The organism is Paraburkholderia sp. BL17N1 (genome assembly GCF_003634175.1).
GTDB lineage: Bacteria > Pseudomonadota > Gammaproteobacteria > Burkholderiales > Burkholderiaceae > Paraburkholderia.
On the sequence record NZ_RBIW01000001.1, the window covers coordinates 273,654 to 291,590 of the forward strand.

General features: G+C 63.1%; 14 protein-coding genes. 10 read left to right on the plus strand and 4 right to left on the minus strand.

What is annotated here, in order from left to right; all coding sequences use genetic code 11:
• Window positions 1-31 precede the first annotated feature (31 nt).
• The 8 genes from B0G82_RS01270 (at window position 32) to aroQ (ending at window position 7,262) form a co-directional block, all read left to right on the plus strand.
• Entirely contained in the window at window positions 32-790 is a 759-nt protein-coding gene (locus tag B0G82_RS01270; RefSeq protein WP_106280016.1) for an SDR family oxidoreductase, read from the plus strand.
• Window positions 791-945: 155 nt separating this feature from the next.
• Complete coding sequence (locus tag B0G82_RS01275) at window positions 946-2,265, plus strand: MFS transporter (protein WP_116119279.1); 1,320 nt, start codon at window positions 946-948, stop codon at window positions 2,263-2,265.
• Between the two features lie 509 nt (window positions 2,266-2,774).
• Window positions 2,775-3,725, plus strand: coding sequence for a 2-dehydropantoate 2-reductase (locus B0G82_RS01280; protein WP_121306420.1), 951 nt, complete (start codon window positions 2,775-2,777; stop codon window positions 3,723-3,725).
• Window positions 3,722-4,114 (plus strand): VOC family protein, encoded by a 393-nt coding sequence (locus tag B0G82_RS01285; protein WP_121306421.1) that lies wholly within the window; start codon window positions 3,722-3,724, stop codon window positions 4,112-4,114. The genes B0G82_RS01280 and B0G82_RS01285 overlap by 4 nt, the downstream gene beginning before the upstream one ends.
• A gap of 2 nt (window positions 4,115-4,116) precedes the next feature.
• Complete coding sequence (locus B0G82_RS01290; protein ID WP_106280009.1) at window positions 4,117-4,584, plus strand: MaoC family dehydratase; 468 nt, start codon at window positions 4,117-4,119, stop codon at window positions 4,582-4,584.
• Window positions 4,584-5,804 carry a CoA transferase gene (locus B0G82_RS01295; protein ID WP_121306422.1) on the plus strand — a complete coding sequence of 407 codons (1,221 nt, stop codon included), beginning with the start codon at window positions 4,584-4,586 and terminating at the stop codon, window positions 5,802-5,804. Before B0G82_RS01290 ends, B0G82_RS01295 begins: the two co-directional genes overlap by 1 nt.
• Entirely contained in the window at window positions 5,804-6,637 is an 834-nt protein-coding gene (gene aroE, locus B0G82_RS01300; RefSeq protein ID WP_121306423.1) for a shikimate dehydrogenase, read from the plus strand. The genes B0G82_RS01295 and aroE overlap by 1 nt, the downstream gene beginning before the upstream one ends.
• A 187-nt stretch (window positions 6,638-6,824) precedes the next feature.
• Window positions 6,825-7,262 carry a type II 3-dehydroquinate dehydratase gene (gene aroQ / locus B0G82_RS01305; RefSeq protein WP_121306424.1) on the plus strand — a complete coding sequence of 146 codons (438 nt, stop codon included), beginning with the start codon at window positions 6,825-6,827 and terminating at the stop codon, window positions 7,260-7,262.
• Between the two features lie 94 nt (window positions 7,263-7,356).
• Here the strand turns inward: aroQ and B0G82_RS01310 are convergent, their stop codons facing one another.
• The gene (locus B0G82_RS01310) at window positions 7,357-8,790 is read right to left on the minus strand and encodes an MFS transporter (protein ID WP_121308577.1); all 1,434 of its coding nucleotides are present in this window, start codon (window positions 8,788-8,790) and stop codon (window positions 7,357-7,359) included.
• Between the two features lie 189 nt (window positions 8,791-8,979).
• Here B0G82_RS01310 and B0G82_RS01315 point away from each other — a divergent pair, with 189 nt between their 5' ends.
• Window positions 8,980-9,885 (plus strand): LysR family transcriptional regulator, encoded by a 906-nt coding sequence (locus tag B0G82_RS01315; protein WP_116119813.1) that lies wholly within the window; start codon window positions 8,980-8,982, stop codon window positions 9,883-9,885.
• A gap of 144 nt (window positions 9,886-10,029) precedes the next feature.
• On the opposite strand, the gene B0G82_RS01320 is transcribed toward B0G82_RS01315, so the two are convergent.
• Genes B0G82_RS01320 through hemC form a run of 3 tightly spaced genes read right to left on the minus strand, consistent with a single transcriptional unit; the run spans window position 10,030 to window position 14,269 of the window.
• Window positions 10,030-11,220: a heme biosynthesis protein HemY gene (locus B0G82_RS01320; RefSeq protein ID WP_121306425.1), complete on the minus strand. Its 1,191-nt coding sequence runs from the start codon at window positions 11,218-11,220 to the stop codon at window positions 10,030-10,032.
• Window positions 11,221-11,222: 2 nt separating this feature from the next.
• Entirely contained in the window at window positions 11,223-13,241 is a 2,019-nt protein-coding gene (hemDX, locus tag B0G82_RS01325) for a fused uroporphyrinogen-III synthase HemD/membrane protein HemX (protein ID WP_121306426.1), read from the minus strand.
• Window positions 13,241-14,269 carry a hydroxymethylbilane synthase gene (hemC, locus tag B0G82_RS01330; RefSeq protein ID WP_121306427.1) on the minus strand — a complete coding sequence of 343 codons (1,029 nt, stop codon included), beginning with the start codon at window positions 14,267-14,269 and terminating at the stop codon, window positions 13,241-13,243. Before hemC ends, hemDX begins: the two co-directional genes overlap by 1 nt.
• A gap of 413 nt (window positions 14,270-14,682) precedes the next feature.
• Between hemC and ppc the strand changes: the two genes are divergently transcribed.
• Entirely contained in the window at window positions 14,683-17,898 is a 3,216-nt protein-coding gene (gene ppc / locus B0G82_RS01335; RefSeq protein ID WP_121306428.1) for a phosphoenolpyruvate carboxylase, read from the plus strand.
• The last annotated feature ends 39 nt before the right edge of the window (window positions 17,899-17,937 follow it).

Sequence of the window (17,937 nt, forward strand, 5' to 3'; positions counted from 1 at the left end):
ATCACCATCCACAACAAACAGCGGAGACATTATGCGGTTGACAGGTAAAACAGCCATCGTCACGGGTGGCGGCTCGGGTTTCGGTGAAGGCATTGCGAAGACCTACGCGCGCGAAGGCGCGAACGTCGTGGTCAACGATCTGAACGGCCCCGCCGCCGAGCGCGTGGCGAGCGAAATCGCGTTGGCCGGCGGCAAGGCGATCGCGGTGGCGGGCAACGTCGCTCAACGCGAAGACTGGCAAAAGCTGCGCGAAGCCGCGCTCGAAGACTTCGGCAGCGTGCAGATCGTCGTCAACAACGCAGGCACCACGCATCGCAACAAGCCGGTGATGGATGTGACGGAAGCCGAATTCGACCGCGTCTATGCGGTGAATGTGAAAAGCATCTATTGGAGCGTGCAGGAATTCGTGCCGTATTTCCGCGAGCAAGGCGGCGGCTGCTTCATCAATATTGCGTCCACGGCGGGTGTGCGGCCGCGGCCTGGGCTCGTCTGGTACAACGGCAGCAAAGGCGCGGTGATTATCGCGAGCAAGTCGCTGGCTGTTGAACTCGGTCCGGACCGGATACGCGTGAACTGCGTGAATCCGGTGATCGGAGAAACGGCGCTGCTGTCCGAATTCATGGGCGTGGAAGATACGCCGGAAAACCGCCAGCGCTTTCTCGCCGGCATTCCGCTGGGGCGTTTCTCGACGCCGCAGGACATTGCCAACGCCGCGCTTTACCTGGCGTCGGACGAGGCGGAGTTCATCACCGGCGTGTGTCTGGAAGTGGACGGCGGGCGCTGCGTGTAGCGCCGGGCCGCATCTGGCCCGCGAGGGTTTCGCGTGCAGCGGCCCTCGCCGCAGTCAGTGTTTTCCCCGGGTATCCATTCGTCATGCAGAGCACGCAGCGCGGATAGAATCGATCGACGGCGGTACTTCAATTCCACAAGAAAAGAGGAGACACCATGGCTAGTCCCGCAAATCCGCTCCACCATCCCGGCGCGGGTGCGCCGCCTTCCACTTTCGAAGAGGCCACCTACCGCAAGGTCAGTTGGCGGCTCGCGCCGCTTCTCATGCTCTGTTACGTGGTCGCGTATCTGGATCGCGTCAACGTCGGCTTCGCCAAGCTGCAAATGACCAGCGACCTCGGGCTGAGCGATGCGGTGTACGGTTTCGGCGCCGGGATTTTCTTTGTCGGCTATTTCATCTTCGAGATTCCGAGCAACGTGATTTTGCATAAGGTCGGCGCGCGAGTGTGGATTGCGCGGATCATGGTGTCGTGGGGCGTAATCTCCATGCTGACCATGTTCGTTACTACGCCGACCATGTTCTATGTGATGCGGTTTTTGCTTGGTCTTGCTGAGGCGGGGTTCTTCCCAGGCATCATTCTGTATCTCACCTACTGGTATCCGGCGCATAGGCGCGGCCGCATGACAACGTGGTTCATGACGGCAATCGCGTTGTCGGGTGTGATCGGCGGGCCGGTGTCGGGTTATATCCTGAAGACCTTTAACGGCCTGAACGGCTGGCATGGCTGGCAGTGGCTGTTTCTGCTCGAAGGGATTCCTTCGGTGATCGTCGGGATCATGGTGTTTGCCATGCTGGACGATCGGATTTCGAAGGCGAAGTGGCTGACCAAGGAAGAGCAGCAGTTGCTTGAGCGGCATGTTTCCGCGGAAGAAGCGACCAAACATGACATGCCGATTCGCCAGGTGTTCACGAGTGGGCGTGTGTTGATGCTCAGTCTTACGTACTTTTCGTTTGTGATGGGCTTGTACGGCGTGAGCTTCTGGTTGCCTACCATCATTAAGGCGACCGGTGTGACGGATGCGTTCATGATCGGATTGCTTTCGGCGATTCCGTTCGCGGGTGCTGTGGTTGCGATGGTGTTCGTGTCGCGTAGCGCCGACCGTAAGCGCGAGCGGCGCTGGCATATTGCGCTGCCTGCGTTTGCGGGGGCGATCGGGCTGGTGCTTTCCGTGGTTTGGGCGCATAACACCGTGCTGGCCATGGCGTCGCTGACGCTTGCGACGATGGGCATTCTTACTACCTTGCCGCTGTTCTGGAGTTTGCCTACGGCGATTCTGGCGGGGACGGGAGCGGCTGCCGGCATCGCCATGATCAATTCGATTGGGAATCTGGCTGGGTTTTTGAGCCCGTATGCGGTGGGGTGGCTCAAGCAGGCTACGGCGGCGAACGACTCGGGCATGTATATGCTGGCGGCGTTCATGGTGCTCGGCGGTTTGCTGGCGATCAGTGTGCCGGCGAAGATGGTGAATAAGTGAGGGATTGAGTTTCGGGCCTTGGCGGTGATTGACCGCTGAGGCTTTGCCTTGGTGTACGAAGGAGCAACCAATCCACTGCTGAATAGGCTGTTAACGCGTGTCGGCCGCCTGCCCATCCCGGGTCGCTCAGAGCCCGGCTCTCGACTTTTCGCCATGCGTGCCGCAAAAGGCCGCCGCACATGGCGCCGACCGTTCCCTCGACACAGATCACCCATCGGACATGGTTGCCGCATTGGCGCCATTCAATGCGCTCGTGCAATCCGTGCGTAACGCAGGGCTTAACGCGTGCCGCTACCGGACACGCCGACAGGCAGCGCAGCGCACGGGCGAGGACTCGAAACAGCTCTGATTTTCACCGATCCCTAACCCCAAAAGCTCAATGTTCAGTCCGGCGATGTCAGGCTCCGGACTCCGCACGATATTGCGAAATGCAATGCCGCTATTAAACCCATTGCATTGCCAACATGTACTGCGGAGCCGTATCTTCGTTTCCATTCAAGGAGACGCATATGAAAATCGCATTTCTGGGCGCCGGCGCGCTAGGCTGCGCCATCGGCGCCGCGCTGACCGAAGGCGGCCATGAGACATGGCTCGTCGACCGGTTCGCCGCACATGTCGAAGCGATGTCCCGCGACGGCCTCCAGGTCGACGACGAGCGCGGCACGCGGCGCGTCAAGGTTCGCGCCACGATGAATCCGGCAGAAGTCGGCCCCGTCGACCTCGTGATCGTGCTGGTCAAGTCCTTCCATACCGATCAGGCAATGCGCGGCGCGCTCGATCTCGTCGGTCCCGAAACGCTCGTGCTGTCGCTGCAGAACGGCCTCGGTCACGAAGACGTCCTGAGCGAAATCGTCGGACGTGAGCGCGTGCTCGCCGGCAAGACGTATGTCGGCGGCGTGTTGCGTGCGCCGGGCCATATCCAGTCCGGCGTAACGGGCAAGCTCACGATCATCGGCGAACTCGACGGCCGCATCACGCCTCCCGCGCAAGCGATCGCGGATGCATTCAACCGCGCCGGCCTGACCACCACGGTCAGCGACAACATTCTCGGCACGATGTGGGACAAGCTGCTCATAAACGTCGCGACGGGCGCGATCACGGGCATCACGCGTCTCACCTACGGGCAGCTCTACGACGAGCCCATTCTGAAAGCGACGTCGCTCGCGGCGATCGAAGAAGCGATGGCTGCCGCTAAAGCCGCCGGCGTTGCGCTTTCCATTTCCAATGCCGAACACGCCTGGAATATGGCCGCCGAAGGCCTTTCGCCCGCATTCAAAACTTCGATGCTGCAAAGCCTCGAGAAGTCCTCGATTACCGAAATCGACTTCATCAACGGCGCGGTTGTGCGCTGGGGCGAACGCCTTGGCGTGCCGACGCCGGTGAATTCGACGCTCGTCGCCTGCATCAAGGGTATCGAACGCGCCATGACGGACCGCCAGAACGAAGGAGCCGCAGCATGAGCGCACCGAAAGCCTATCTGGAGCACGTCGCCATCAGGGTGAAGGACATCCACTGGCATATCCGCTTCTTCGAACACGTGCTCGGCATGACGATGCGAGAAGTCGACGGCACGCGCGAAGAGCCGCGTCAATACTGGACGCTGGGCGGTCTGCAGCTGGTCAGCGCGCCGCAGCATGAAGGCCCCGAAGGCCGCCTCGCGCATCTCGGCGTGATGTGTGAGGACCTGGAGGCCGCACTAGCCGCCGCGCAAGCGTTCGGCGTTACCGAAATGCCGCAGGGTCGCAACTGGATGCGTCTGCCCGATGGCCTCGCCGTCGAGCTCATTCAGGCTAAACCTGCCCTATGCGTCACGCAGGCGCTGGCGATTAACCCACGTGCGGAGGCGTGAGCATGAGCACCATCAACATCACTGAAAAATACTGGGACGATGCGCGCGAAGGCGACGAGTGCGTAAGCCCCCCCTATACCGTCACGAAAGAACGCATCCTCGCGTACGCGGATCTGACGGGCGATCACACGCCTGTCCACGTCGATGAGGAATACGCGAACGCGAGCCATTTCGGCTGCATCGTCGCGCACGGTTTGTTTGGCTTGTCGATCGCCGATGGTCTGAAGACGCAGAGCGCTTACCGCTTTCTGCCTGGCATGTCGCTCGGCTGGACCTGGGACTTTCTCCTGCCGATCAAGGTCAACGACGTGCTGCACGTCAAGTTCCGCGTCGGCTCCATGCGTGCGAGCAAGAGCAAGCCGGATTGGGGCATCGTCGTGTTGCCCTCCGAGTTGATCAATCAGAACGGCGAAGTCGTTCAACGTGGCGAGCATCGACTGATGATCCCGCGCCGTCCGGGAGCGAACTGATGCAAGCCCGTCCCCTCGAAGGTATTCGCGTCGTCGATTACAGCCACTTTCTTGCTGGCCCTTATGTCGGACGCTGCCTCGCGGCACTCGGCGCGGAAGTCATCAAGGTCGAGCGTCCCGGCAGCGGCGATGCCGGCCGTCAGCACGCCACGATTCTCGACGATCAGCAAAGCGCCTATTTCCTGCAGCTCAACATGGGCAAGCGCGGCGTCAGCGTCAACATGAAAGATCCACGCGGCAAGGCGTTCATGGAGCGTCTGTGCGATTCAGCGGATGTGTTCATCGAGAACTATCGGCCGGGTGCGCTGGATAAGCTCGGCCTCGGTTATGCCGCGTTGTCCGGGCGCAATCCGGGCCTCGTCTACTGCTCGATCTCGGCTTATGGACACACCGGACCGGACGCGCATCGCGCGGGCTTTGGTCTCATCGCGGAGGCGAAGAGCGGCATCATGCAGATGATCGGCAATCCCGGCGAGCCGCCGCCGCTCATGCGCATTTCGCTCGGCGACATGTACACCGGCATTCACGCGGTCGCCGCCATCAACGCCGCGCTGCTCGGCCGCGTGAAGAGCGGACGCGGTCAGCATATCGACATGGCGCTGTATGACACACTCTTCTCCATGCATGAATATGCGGTCCAGTGCTACACGATGCAAGGCGTGGTGCCGGAGCAAACCGGCCACGACATGCCGACATCGACGTTGTACGGCGTGTTTCGCGCGGCCGACGGCGATCTCGTCATCGCCGCCCAGGTGGATGATTCCTGGAAGCGATTCGCAACGGTCGTCGAGCAGCACGGCGGTCCGGCCGGGTTTGGCGCCGATGCGCGGTTTCATAGCCTGAACGGCCGCAACGCCAATCGCGAGGAGATTCTCACGGTCGTGAAAGCGTGGGTAGCCGCGCGCTCGGTTGCGGAAGTGCTGGCGCTGCTCGACAGCGTCGATGTCCCGAGCGCGAAGGTTCAGCGCATCGACGAGGTCGTCGCCGATCCCCAGATCGTCGCGCGCGGCATGGTGATCGAGCAGGAGCATCCGCGCCTCGGAAAACTGCGGCTTCAGAACCTGCCGTTCCGCTTCTCCGACTGCGACACGTCCATCCACGAGGTCGGCCCCGATCTCGGTCAGCACAACGCGGAGGTCGCGCAATCGCTGGGCTTTAGCGCAGCGGAAATCGACGCGATGCAGACCGATGGCGTGCTGTTTTCGAAACCGGGGGCGTGATGAGCGATCGATACGCGGTAATCGGCAATCCGATCGGGCATACGAAATCGCCCCTGATCCATGGTCTTTTCGCAGAGGAGACCGGACAGGACATGACGTATGGCGCCATCGAAGCGCCGCTGGAACCGGCCAACGCCTTCGAAGAGACGGTGAGAACCTTCATCGCCGCGGGCGGCAAGGGCATGAACGTCACTGCGCCGTTCAAGCTGCAGGCGTTCGCCATAGCGGACGAGCGCAGCGAAAGGGCTACGCTCGCGGGCGCCGTCAATGCGATGAAGTTCGAGAACGGCCGCATCGTGGCGGAGAACTTCGACGGCGTGGGCCTTGTGCGCGACATCGAAATCAACCTGCATCAGCCGATTGCGGGCAAGCGCGTGCTCGTGCTGGGCGCGGGCGGTGCGGTGCGCGGCGCGTTGCTCCCCTTCATTGCGGCGCGGCCCGCGCGACTCGTCATCGCTAACCGGCATGTGGAGAAAGCGCAGGCGCTAGTCGAACAGGTCGCGGCGGACGCAACGCTCACCGCGTGCGGCTACGCGGAGCTCGAATCGATGGAACAGTTCGACCTCGTTGTCAACGCAACGTCTGCCAGCCTGACTGGGCAACTGCCGCCCGTTCCGCCAAGCGTCTTCAGCGCGGGCAGCACCGCCTATGAACTCGCGTACGGCAAAGGCCTCACGCCGTTCCTGCGGCTCGCGCGCGACGCGGGTGCGCAAGGTATCGCCGACGGCGTCGGCATGCTGGTCGAACAGGCCGCCGAAGCATTCGCATGGTGGCGGGGCGCGCGTCCGTGCACGCGCGCGATCATCGACCGACTCACCGTTCCGCTCGATTGACGACAGCCCGCCTATTTCGCCGAGGCTTTTGCGACGGCATTCTGTTGTCGCGGCTCGGCCGGGGCTTACAAGCTCGCGGTCGTCGGCTCGGCCGGGGCTTACAAGTTCGCGGTCGTCATCGGCAAAGCCGCGAAAAACGGCGCGGTCGTCGAGACAACGTCACTCTAGACCTGCATACGGATAACTGATGAAATCCTTCCTCATGCTGCACGGCATCAACCACAACATGTTCGGCAAGCGTGATCCCGCTCAATACGGCACGGCCACGCTCGCCGACATCGATGCTCAGCTCCAGGCGCTAGCCAAGGAGCTTGGCGTCACGGTCGAGAGCTATCAGACCAACAGCGAAAGCGACATGTGTTCGCGAATCCATCAAGCCTTCGTCGATAATGTGGATGGCGTGCTCATCAATGCCGGCGCGTGGACGCACTATAGCTATGGCATCCGCGACGCGCTCGCCATACTGACGGTGCCCATCGTCGAGATTCATATGTCGAACATCCACGCGCGGGAAGCCTTCCGCCATCATTCGGTGTTCGCCGAAATCGTGAAGGGGCAGATCTGCGGCTTCGGTATCGAAAGCTATTCGCTTGGACTGCGCGCAGCGGTGTCGGCCGCCGGCTGACATTTCATGCGTCGGCCCATGCGCGGCGCAGGAGTCCAGCGGATATCGACAGGGCAAGAACGGGCACATCGCAGATGCGCCCGTTCATTTCGAATCAACGCGTCTGCATGGCCGCTTTCGCGAGTTTTGCTTCGCCCAATGCTTCCTCGCGAAGCTCGTCGTATTGTTCTTTAGGCATTGGCGCGGCGTCTTTCATCCCAAGGTCGTTGAGACGCACGCGGTACGTCTCGCGCGCGCTCCATGCGGCCAGCGCCGAGATAATCGTGGCGCCCAGCGTGATCGAGCCGATCATTAGCGGCACATTGTGCGATCCCGGCGGCGCGACAGCCGCGAACAGCGCGGGAAGCAGCGCGGTAATGGTCGTCCCAATGTTTTGAGCGATCGCCATGGCGGAGACACGAAAGCGCGTCGGGAACAATTCCGGATAGTAACCGGGGAAGACCGCGTTATAGCCTTGGTACACCACGCCCCACATCATTATCGACATCACGAAAGCGACCGGCAGGTTGTGAACGCTGATCGCATACAGATACGCGTACGAAAGAAGACCAGAAGAGAGCGCGCCGAAGATCATCGGCGTCCGCCGTCCGATACGGTCCGAGAGATTGCCGACATACGGAATGACGAGCACCGCCACGATGTTGCCGACCACCGGAATCCACAAATACACGCTCGCATGGAAGTTGATGCCATAGGAGGGCTGCACCGCGTACGCAGCGCCGAAGATCGTGGTGACGACCGGTATCACGTTCATGAACGCCATGCACAGGACGCGAAACATGTCAGGCCAGCTGTACTTGAACGCTTCGAGGATCGGCGCGCGCGCGACCCGGCCGCTCGCGTCTTCCTTGGCGAACGCGGCCGTCTCGTCGACTTCACGTCGAATGATGAAGCCGGCAATCAGGACGATCGCGCTGAGCAGGAACGGAATGCGCCAGCCCCATGCGACGAAGGCATCTTCCGGCATGTAGTACGCAAGCGGCAGGAAGACGGCGGCGGCCAGAATCTGACCGGCTTGCACACCTTGCAACGTGAAGCTCGCGAAGTAGCCGCGCCGGCCAAACGGAGCCTGTTCCATGATCATCGAACTGGCGCCTGAGATCTCGCCCGCGACGGCAAAGCCTTGAACCAGGCGCAAAATCACCAGCAGCGCCGGCGCCAGCATGCCGACCGATTGATACGTGGGCAACAAGCCGACGGCCATCGTGGAAAAGCCCATCAGGAACATGCAAATCAGGAGCACGGTCTTGCGCCCGTGGGTGTCGCCCCAATGTCCGAGCACGAACGCGCCGATGGGCCGCGCCACATAGCCCACGCCATACGTCGCCAGCGAGGCCACGATCGCGATTTTTGGATCGCCTTTGGGAAAGAAGATCTGAGGAAAAATCAACGCCGCGGCTTGCGCGTAAATAAAGAAGTCATAGTACTCGAGCGCGGACCCTATCCAGCCGCTTGCTCTCGCTTTGCGTGCCTGTTTGCGCGCTCTTTCATCCTGGCGCCCGTCTATTGCGCCGCCTTGCCGCAGCATTCCTTTGTCCATGAACGTCCCCTGATTCTGAGTTGACTGGAGCAGCATCGTCGGCTGCTTCTCTGGCGGCTGGAATGTGGCCGGTCGCACGCGACGGCGCGCATTCGTGAACAAAATCAAGATACGGGGATGCATCCGCCGGCGCAATGCAATGGATACAATGACGGCATTGCGTTGGACAATACTGCTATGAGCACATCCGAGCTACCCGATCTCAAGCTGCTCCAGCTATTCGATCTGCTGTACGACGTGCGCAGCGTCACGCGGGCCGCGGATCAACTCGGACAGAGTCAGCCCACGGTCAGTATCTGGCTGGGGCGTCTGCGCGAACATCTGCAGGACCCACTGTTTGTCCGGACGCCAGGCGGCATGACTCCGACGCCTCAGGCGGACGCGCTGATCGGACCGTGCAGGGAGATCCTGGAGTCGCTTCGCCGATTTTCCGCGTGGGAAATCTCATTCGATCCGACAACGGCAAAGCGCCGCTTTCGCATTTGCATGACCGATGCGAGTCACATCACCCTGCTTCCGCGCATGCTGGCGCACGTGCGCGCGCATGCCCCGGGCATTCGGCTGGAAGCGGCGAGAATCGATGGAAATACGGAGCGCGCGCTGGAATCCGGCGAGGCCGATCTGGCGATCGGGCATGTACCGTGGCTTGGCAGCGGGATGTATCAGCAACAGCTTTATATGCAGGACTGGGTGTGCCTCGCCAATCCGAATCACCCGCGCGTGCGCTCGAGACTGAGCATGAAGCACTACTGCAGCGAGGGACACGTGATCATCGCCGCTGGCACAGGCGCGCAATTGCTGGAGCAGGCGCTGTTGCGCGAGAACATAGAACGCGATGTGGTGCTCGAACTTCCGGGCATGCTCGGGTTGGGGTCGATCATAAAGTCGACGGATCTTATTGCCACGTTGCCGCGGAACATCGGGGAAACGCTGGCGAGAGTGAACGCCCTCGCAGTCCATTCCTGTCCATTCCCGGTCGATAAATTCGCGGTGCGGCAGCATTGGCACGCGAAGTACCATCACGAGGCGGGCAATCGCTGGCTGCGATCCGTTGTGGCCGATTTGTTTTCGAGTAAGAGTTAGTATCGCGTGAGTCGGCCAGGACAAGGGCGGCTGAGCATCAATGAAAATGGCCGCAGCATCCGCTGCGGCCATTTTCATTCATCAACCCGCCATTTCACGCTTTCAAAGCCACGCGCCAAGGAGAGACGCGCCGCTCAAAAAACCTCAAACAATATTCATCGCCAGCGCACTTTCACGATAATGCTGGCTCGCCTTGTCCGCATCGCCGAGTTGCTCGTGCAAACGCGCCAACGCACGATGCGAGCGAATCTTCAGCGTCTCGTTATCCGCGAGCTTCAGCGCGCGCTCAAGGAACGACTGCGCCTTACCCCACAACTGCTGATGCAGACACAAGCGCCCCAGCGCGAACATCAAGTCCGCATCTTCCGGACGATCCTTCTGCCACGCTTCGGCCTTCTGAATCAGCGGCAACGCGTCGCCGCCAGCCGTATCCGGATAACGACGCAACAAGCGCGCATCCCAGTTCTGCGCGAGCGCTTCCTCGACGATCTTGCGCGCTTCCTGCGGACGATTCAGCGCCACCAGCAACTCCGCAGCAAGATCCGCGAGACGCGGCGAATGACGCTCGGTAGCCGACAACGAATTCCACAACTCCAGCAGCGCATCGGCATTGTGACGCCGGTCACGCAGCAGGTTTTCCGCCGCGAGCTGGCGCAGACGCACCGCCACCGCCGGATGAATCGCCTCACGCTTTTCCAGCGTCTTGACGAGCTTGAGCACTTCGCCCCAGTTCTTCAGTTGCTGCTGCGCGCGCAACATGATCTGCTGCGCGTGGATGCGCCGCCCGCCTTGTGACTGCATTTGCGTGAGCGCGGTCAATGCGCCGTCCGCGTCACGGCCGTCGGAGCGCATGTCGGCGGTGGCCATCAAGCGTGCATCCTGCCAGTCGGCCTCGTCGATCTGCGCGAGCCACTCGTCGCGCCGCGCATATTCATGCATGCGATGCGCCGCGGTGGCCGCGATCAAACCGGCCGCGCCCTTGTTATCGCCATTCGCGAGCGCATCCTTGGCGGCTTTCTCAGCACGCGAAAAACGCCCGGCGTACAGATTGCCGATCGCATCGCGCAACGCCGCATGCGCCTTCGCAACACGCGAGCGCGCGCGATAAGCGGCCACACGCTGCGGCATGCGCCAGATATTGCGGAAGATGCGCAGCAGCGCATAGATCAGGATGAACAACACCACCAGCCCGACCACGAACAGATTCAACGATATATCGACGCGGTACGGCGGATAGATCAGCAGCACCTGCCCCATGTCGAAGCGCCCGACCACCGCCAGCACCACCGCGACGACGAACAGCAACGCCAGCCATAGAAGTCCCCGGATCGCCATGATTAACCTCGGCTCCGGTATTGATTGACGGCCTGCAGGCTCGTATTCAGATTCGGCAATTCGACCGCGGCCGAGCCCGCCTCCACCTGCTTGACGAGATCGGTCACGGTCTGCGTTTTCTTCGACGAGTTGTCGAAGTAACGCGTGAGCGCATTCTGCGCCGCCTGCAGGTCGGACCTCAGCGTGGTCTCGTTGCGCGACAGCAAGGCGAGACGCGCCGACAGCAAACGCAGCTTGAGATTCTCGCGCACGAAGTAGCCCTGATCGGGCGTGACCAGCATTGCGTCGGCGTTGTCGATCCGGCGCACCTGCACGAGGCTCGTCAACTGCTGGCCAATGCCGGTGCTCACTTCACGCCACCACACCTTCCAGCGCGGCTCGCCGGTGGCCGCGGCCACCTTGGCCGTGTCGGCCCATGTCGCGGCTCGCGGCGTGGCGTGGGCGATCGGCGCTTCACCCGAAAGCGGCAGGTTGTCGACCTGGTCGATCGCGTTGTCGAGCTTGATGGCCATGCCCGTGAGATCGGTGGAAGGCGCGGCCTTTAGCTTGTCGATGTCCTGCGCGATGGCCTTGCGCACGGCGACCGCTTGCGGGCTGTCCGATGCGGCGAGACGCGTGTCGGCGCTTTGCAGCGCGAACAGCGCGAGCTGCGTGTTGCCGGTGAGCTGCAACTGCTGGCTGGCGGCGGAGAGCATCTGGCCGACTTCGGCGAGCGTCCAGTCGTCGCGATTGCGCGCGAGATCCGCGTATTGCTGTTGCAGCGCCTGCTGCGAGGTTTGCGCATCGGCGAGCTTGCCTTCGAGTTGCGCGACCTGCGACTCCGACTGATGCACCGTGGCGAGCGCCTGCTCGGTCTTGATGCGCAGTTCGTTGGTCTGCGTGTCGTTGGCTTGCTGGCGCTGCGCGATCTGCTGCTCCGTGCGCTCGACCTTGCGATTGAGCGCATAGCCGCCCACGCCCGCGGCGCAAGCCATGATCACGACGACAAACCACAGCAGCGGTCCGCTCGCGCTATGGCGCTTTTGCGCTTCGTAGGGCGTGAAGGGTTGATTCGGCGGCAACGCAGTGGTCGCGGCCGGCTGGGGTGAAGCGTTCGTGGATGCGTTCGTTTCAGTCATGCGTGATTTAGCCGGTGAATGAGCCGGATTGGACGATACCGGTTGGACGACGGGCGGGACGGCGGCAATCAAGGCGCGGGCAATGCGGTCATCTCCCGCGCCGGACACCGTCATGCTATCAAAACCCAATGCCCGCGCGGTCTGCGCGATACGGGGATGCGGCGTGACGAGCGCGGCGCGTTTGAGTTGCGCGATCTCGCCGGCGGTGAGGTGGTCTTGCGCCAGTTCGTGCAGATTGCGCACGCCTTCGGAGCTGGTGAGCAGCCACGCGTGCGGCTCGCCCGCGAGCAACTCGTGCACGCGCGCCCAGGCGCCGATCGACGGTTCCGGCACGAGGCGCCGGTATGCCGCGACTGTGTCGACTTCGGCGCCGGCTTCGCGCAGGCGCTCGGCGAGCCATTCTCGGCCGCCGTCGCCGCGCACGATCAGCACGCGCTTGCCTTCGAGACTGGTTGCGCCAAGCGCCGTATCGATCGCGGCGAACAGACCTTCTGAATCGAAACGCGCGGTGTCTTCATCCGAACCGGACGGCGGGCTGATCACCTTGTACGCCGGCGCCGCGACGCCATGGCGCGCGAGCGCCTGCACGCTGCCCGGTCCGACGACGCCGATCGGCAGCGCATGCGGCCAGATCGAGTCGCTATGGGCAAACGCATGATCGACGGCATTCGGAGACACGAACACGACGAGCGCATAGCGTTCGAGCGAGGCCAAGGCGGCGCGCAAGGGCGCGTCGTCGGTGACAGGGGCGATGTCGATCAGCGGAAAGTCGAGCGTGGCGATGCCGGCGGCGGCCAGCAGCGCAATCAATTCGTTCGACTGACCGGCCGGTCGCGTAATTACGACCGTGAACACCGCCTTGTCGACGGATGAAGAAGTGTTGCCTGGGATATCGGCCGCCATCACTCGCCGGTCGCCGCGCTGTCCGCCGCGCCGTGCTCCGCCGTGCCCTGCTTCGCCGCGGCGGGACCGCTGGCGGTGCTGAGCGCGCGCACGATGTCCATTGCGCCCTGCTGCTCTAACGCGTTCGCCACTTCCTGGCCAAGCGCGACCGCGCGTTCGACGCTGGGCCCCGGCGCCGACGCCTGCGCGCTCAGCACGCGTTGCCCGTCCGGCGTGGCGACAATGCCGCGCAGATGCAGCGCGCCGTCGCGCCACATGGCATACGCGGCGAGCGGCACTTCGCAACTGCCGCCGAGCGCGCGCGAGACCATGCGCTCCGCTTCGACGGCGGCTGCCGTGTGGTCGTGATGCAATGGTGCGAGCCATGCAGCAAGGTCGGCGCGATCGGCGCGAATCTCGATGCCGAGCGCGCCCTGGCCCGCTGCGGGCAGGCTGTCTTCAGGATCGAGCAGCGCGCGGATGCGCTCGCCCAGACCCAGACGCTTCAGGCCGGCTGCGGCCAGAATGATCGCCGCGTAATCGCCGCGATCGAGTTTCGACAGACGCGTGTCCAGATTGCCGCGCAATGGCCGCACTTCGAGATGCGGGTAACGCATGCGCAGCATGGCCTCGCGGCGCAGGCTGGACGTGCCGACCACGGCGCCGGCCGGCAGTGCCGCGAGCGAGTCGTAATCATTGGAGACCAGCGCGTCGCGCGGATCTTCGCGCTCCATGATGGTGGACAGCGCAAAGCCTGCGGGCAATTCCATCGGCACGTCTTTGAGCGAGTGCACGGCGAGGTCCGCGCGGCCGTCGGCGAGAGCGGCTTCGAGTTCCTTCACGAAGAGGCCCTTACCACCAACCTTCGACAAAGTGCGATCGAGAATTTGATCGCCACGTGTTGTCATTCCGAGGATTTTTACGTCACAAGATGGATATAATTTGTGCAGCGCACATCGCACATGCTCCGCTTGCCACATGGCCAGGCGGCTTTCTCGCGACGCAATCACAAGCGTGTGGGGTGGCGTTGAAAACGTCTCGGTGTTCATTAGCTTGCTGATCGAATGACGGGATGTAATAACGAACAATGTTAGCACGCGCCCTTGCGTCTCAAGACGCAGCCAGGCGCCGTGCTGAAGCGGTATCGATAGAGGAGACGGGCTTCGCGCGGTGCGCGCCTGCCCCATCCCGGCATGTTCACGCACGGTCGTTCGCGCACCGGGCCGCCGCATGCGGGATGATGCGATGCGGTCTGACCTGGCTCAGGTGCCGCGGGTGCCTCGAACGAGTGTCGTGCGAATGCGCGGCACCGTTCTGGCGCACAGTCTCCTCTCAGGCGTATCGCCATCGGCGCATACCGTTTCGCGCAGTTCCCTTTGCAGTTCACGTTGCAGTTCATAGTGCAGTTCCGCAGTAGCAGTTCATCACTCAACAGACCCTGGCTTCCCTGAGGAAACCCATCGTGACGTCTTCCGGATCGGCGCGCCCTGCCCGCCGCAACACTGCATCGCCCAACGCTCGCGCGGCCGACGCCGCCCAGCCCGCCGCTTCTGCCGCCGCCTCGGCCACAAGCGCTGCTGAGTCCACATCGGTCAAACGCGCCGGCAAACCCGCTCAGGCTGCTCACGCCGCCAAAGCCGGCAAGGCCGCCAAGACCTCCGCGCCCGTCAAGACGGACAAGCCCGTGAAGGCAGTCAAAACGGATAAGACGACGCAGGCCGCGTCCGCCGCCAAGGCGCAGAAAGCCGCCAAGGGCGGCTCCGTGAAGATCAAGGTGGTTGCCGACACGTCGCAAGCGCCCGCGCTGCAGGCCGTGCCGGAGGAATCGTCTTCGCCGGCTTCCGCTTCCGCGCCGAAGAACAATGGCCGCACGCGCGAAGACAAAGACCATCCGCTGTTCCAGGACATCCGCTATCTCGGACGCCTGCTCGGCGACGTGCTGCGCGAACAGGAAGGCGACGCGGTGTTCGACGTCGTCGAAACGATCCGCCAGACCGCCGTGCGCTTTCGCCGCGAAGACGACAGCGCCGCCGCGCAAACGCTCGACAAGAAACTGCGCTCGCTGAGCCCGGAGCAAACGGTCAGCGTGGTGCGCGCGTTCAGCTACTTTTCGCATCTCGCGAACATTGCTGAAGACCGCCACCGCAATCGCCGTCACCGGATTCACGAACTGGCCGGTTCGACTTCGCAACCGGGCACGATTGCCCATGCGCTCGAACGGCTCGTCGAAGCCAACGCGGCCGCCACGCCGGTCCTGCAACAGTTCTTCAACGACGCGTTGATCGTGCCGGTGCTCACCGCGCATCCGACCGAAGTGCAACGCAAGAGCATTCTCGACGCGCAGCACGACGTGGCGCGCCTGCTCGCCGAACGCGATCAGCAGTTGACCGACCGCGAGCGCGCGCACAACGAAGCGATGCTGCGCGCCCGCGTCACGTCGCTATGGCAAACGCGCATGTTGCGCGATTCGCGCCTCTCCGTGGCCGACGAAATCGAGAACGCGCTGTCGTATTACCGCGCCACTTTCCTCTCCGAGATCCCGGCGCTCTACGCCGATATCGAGGAAGCGCTCGTCGAGCACGGCATCGATGCGCGCCTGCCGCCGTTCTTCCAGATGGGCAGCTGGATCGGCGGCGATCGAGACGGTAATCCGAACGTCACGGCCGAAACGCTCGAAAACGCGATTACCCGCCAGGCCGCGGTGATCTTCGAGCACTACATGGAGCAGGTGCACAAACTCGGCGCGGAGTTGTCGGTGTCCAACCTGCTGGCCGGCGCCAGCGACGCCCTGAAGGAACTCGCCGCCGCCTCGCCCGACCAGTCGCCGCATCGTACCGACGAGCCGTATCGCCGGGCGTTGATCGGCATGTACACGCGGCTCGCCGCGAGCGCGCGCGTGCGCCTCGGCGAAGGCAGCGTGCCGGTGCGCAGCGCGGGCCGCGGCGCAGCGCCGATCCGCGCCACGCCGTACGGCGACTCGGCCGAATTCGTGCGCGACCTGCACGTGCTGATCGATTCGCTCGCCGAGCATCATGGCGCGCCGCTCGCCGCACCGCGCCTGTCGCCGCTCGCGCGCGCCGCCGAAGTGTTCGGCTTCCATCTGGCGAGCATCGACTTGCGCCAGAGCTCCGACATTCACGAAGCGGTGATCGCCGAACTGCTCAAGCGCGCCGGCGTCGAGGACGACTACGCGGCGCTTACGGAAGAAGACAAGCTCAAGGTGCTGCTCGCCGAACTGGCGCAGCCGCGTCCGTTGCGCCTGCCGTACGCGGACTACTCCGACCTCGTGAAGAGCGAGCTCGGCGTGCTCGAGGAAGCGCGCATCACACGCGAGAAATTCGGCGCGCGCGCGGTGCGCAACTACATCATCTCGCACACGGAAACCGTGAGCGATCTGGTGGAAGTGATGTTGCTGCAAAAGGAAACCGGCCTGCTGCACGGCCGTCTGGGCGACGCGAACGATCCGGCGCAAGCGGGCCTGATGGTGATCCCGTTGTTCGAGACGATCCCCGACTTGCGCAACGCGCCGCACATCATGCGCGACCTGATCGCGCTGCCGGGCGTCGACGCGCTGATCGAACATCAGGGCAACGAGCAGGAAGTGATGCTCGGCTATTCGGATAGCAACAAGGACGGCGGCTTCCTCACGTCGAACTGGGAGTTGTACCGCGCCGAACTCGCGCTGGTGTCGCTCTTCAACGAACGCGGCGTGACGCTGCGTCTGTTCCATGGACGCGGAGGCACCGTGGGTCGTGGCGGTGGTCCGACCTATCAGGCGATTCTGTCGCAGCCGCCGGGCACCGTCGACGGCCAGATCCGTTTGACCGAGCAAGGTGAAGTGATCGCCAGCAAGTTCGGCAATCCGGAAATCGGCCGGCGCAATCTGGAAACGGTGGTCGCCGCCACGCTCGAAGCGTCGTTGCTGCCGCACGGCATTGCACCGGCGCAACTGCCCGCGTTCGAGGAAACGATGCAGCAGTTGTCCGACGCGGCGATGGCGTCCTACCGCGCGCTGGTCTACGAAACGCCGGGCTTCAAGGAGTATTTCTTCGAGTCCACGCCGATCGCGGAGATCGCCGAGTTGAACATCGGCAGCCGGCCGGCCTCGCGCAAACTGCAAGATCCGAAGCAACGCAAGATCGAAGATCTGCGCGCGATTCCGTGGGGTTTCTCATGGGGCCAATGCCGGTTGCTGCTGACCGGCTGGTACGGTTTCGGCAGCGCGGTGGCCGCGCATCTGGACAGCGCGCCGACCGACGCCGAACGCAAGAACCGTCTCGCGCTGCTGAAGAAAATGCACAAGACGTGGCCGTTCTTCGCCAACCTGCTGTCGAACATGGACATGGTGCTGGCAAAGACCGACCTCGCTGTCGCCTCGCGCTACGCCGCCTTGGTGTCCGACAAGAAGCTGCGCAAGCACGTGTTCGAGCGGATCGTCGCGGAATGGGAGCGCACGTCGAAGGTGTTGTCGGAGATCACGGGCAAGAGCGAACGGCTCGCGGAGAACCCGCTCCTCGCGCGCTCCATCAAGAATCGCTTCCCGTATCTCGACCCGCTGAATCACCTGCAGGTGGAGTTGCTCAAGCGTCACCGCGCCGGCGACACCAACGCGCGCGTGCGGCGCGGGATTCATTTGAGCATCAACGGGATTGCAGCGGGCTTGCGCAATACGGGCTAAGCACGCAAGCGCTTGATTGCACGCCTTTGAGCACACAAG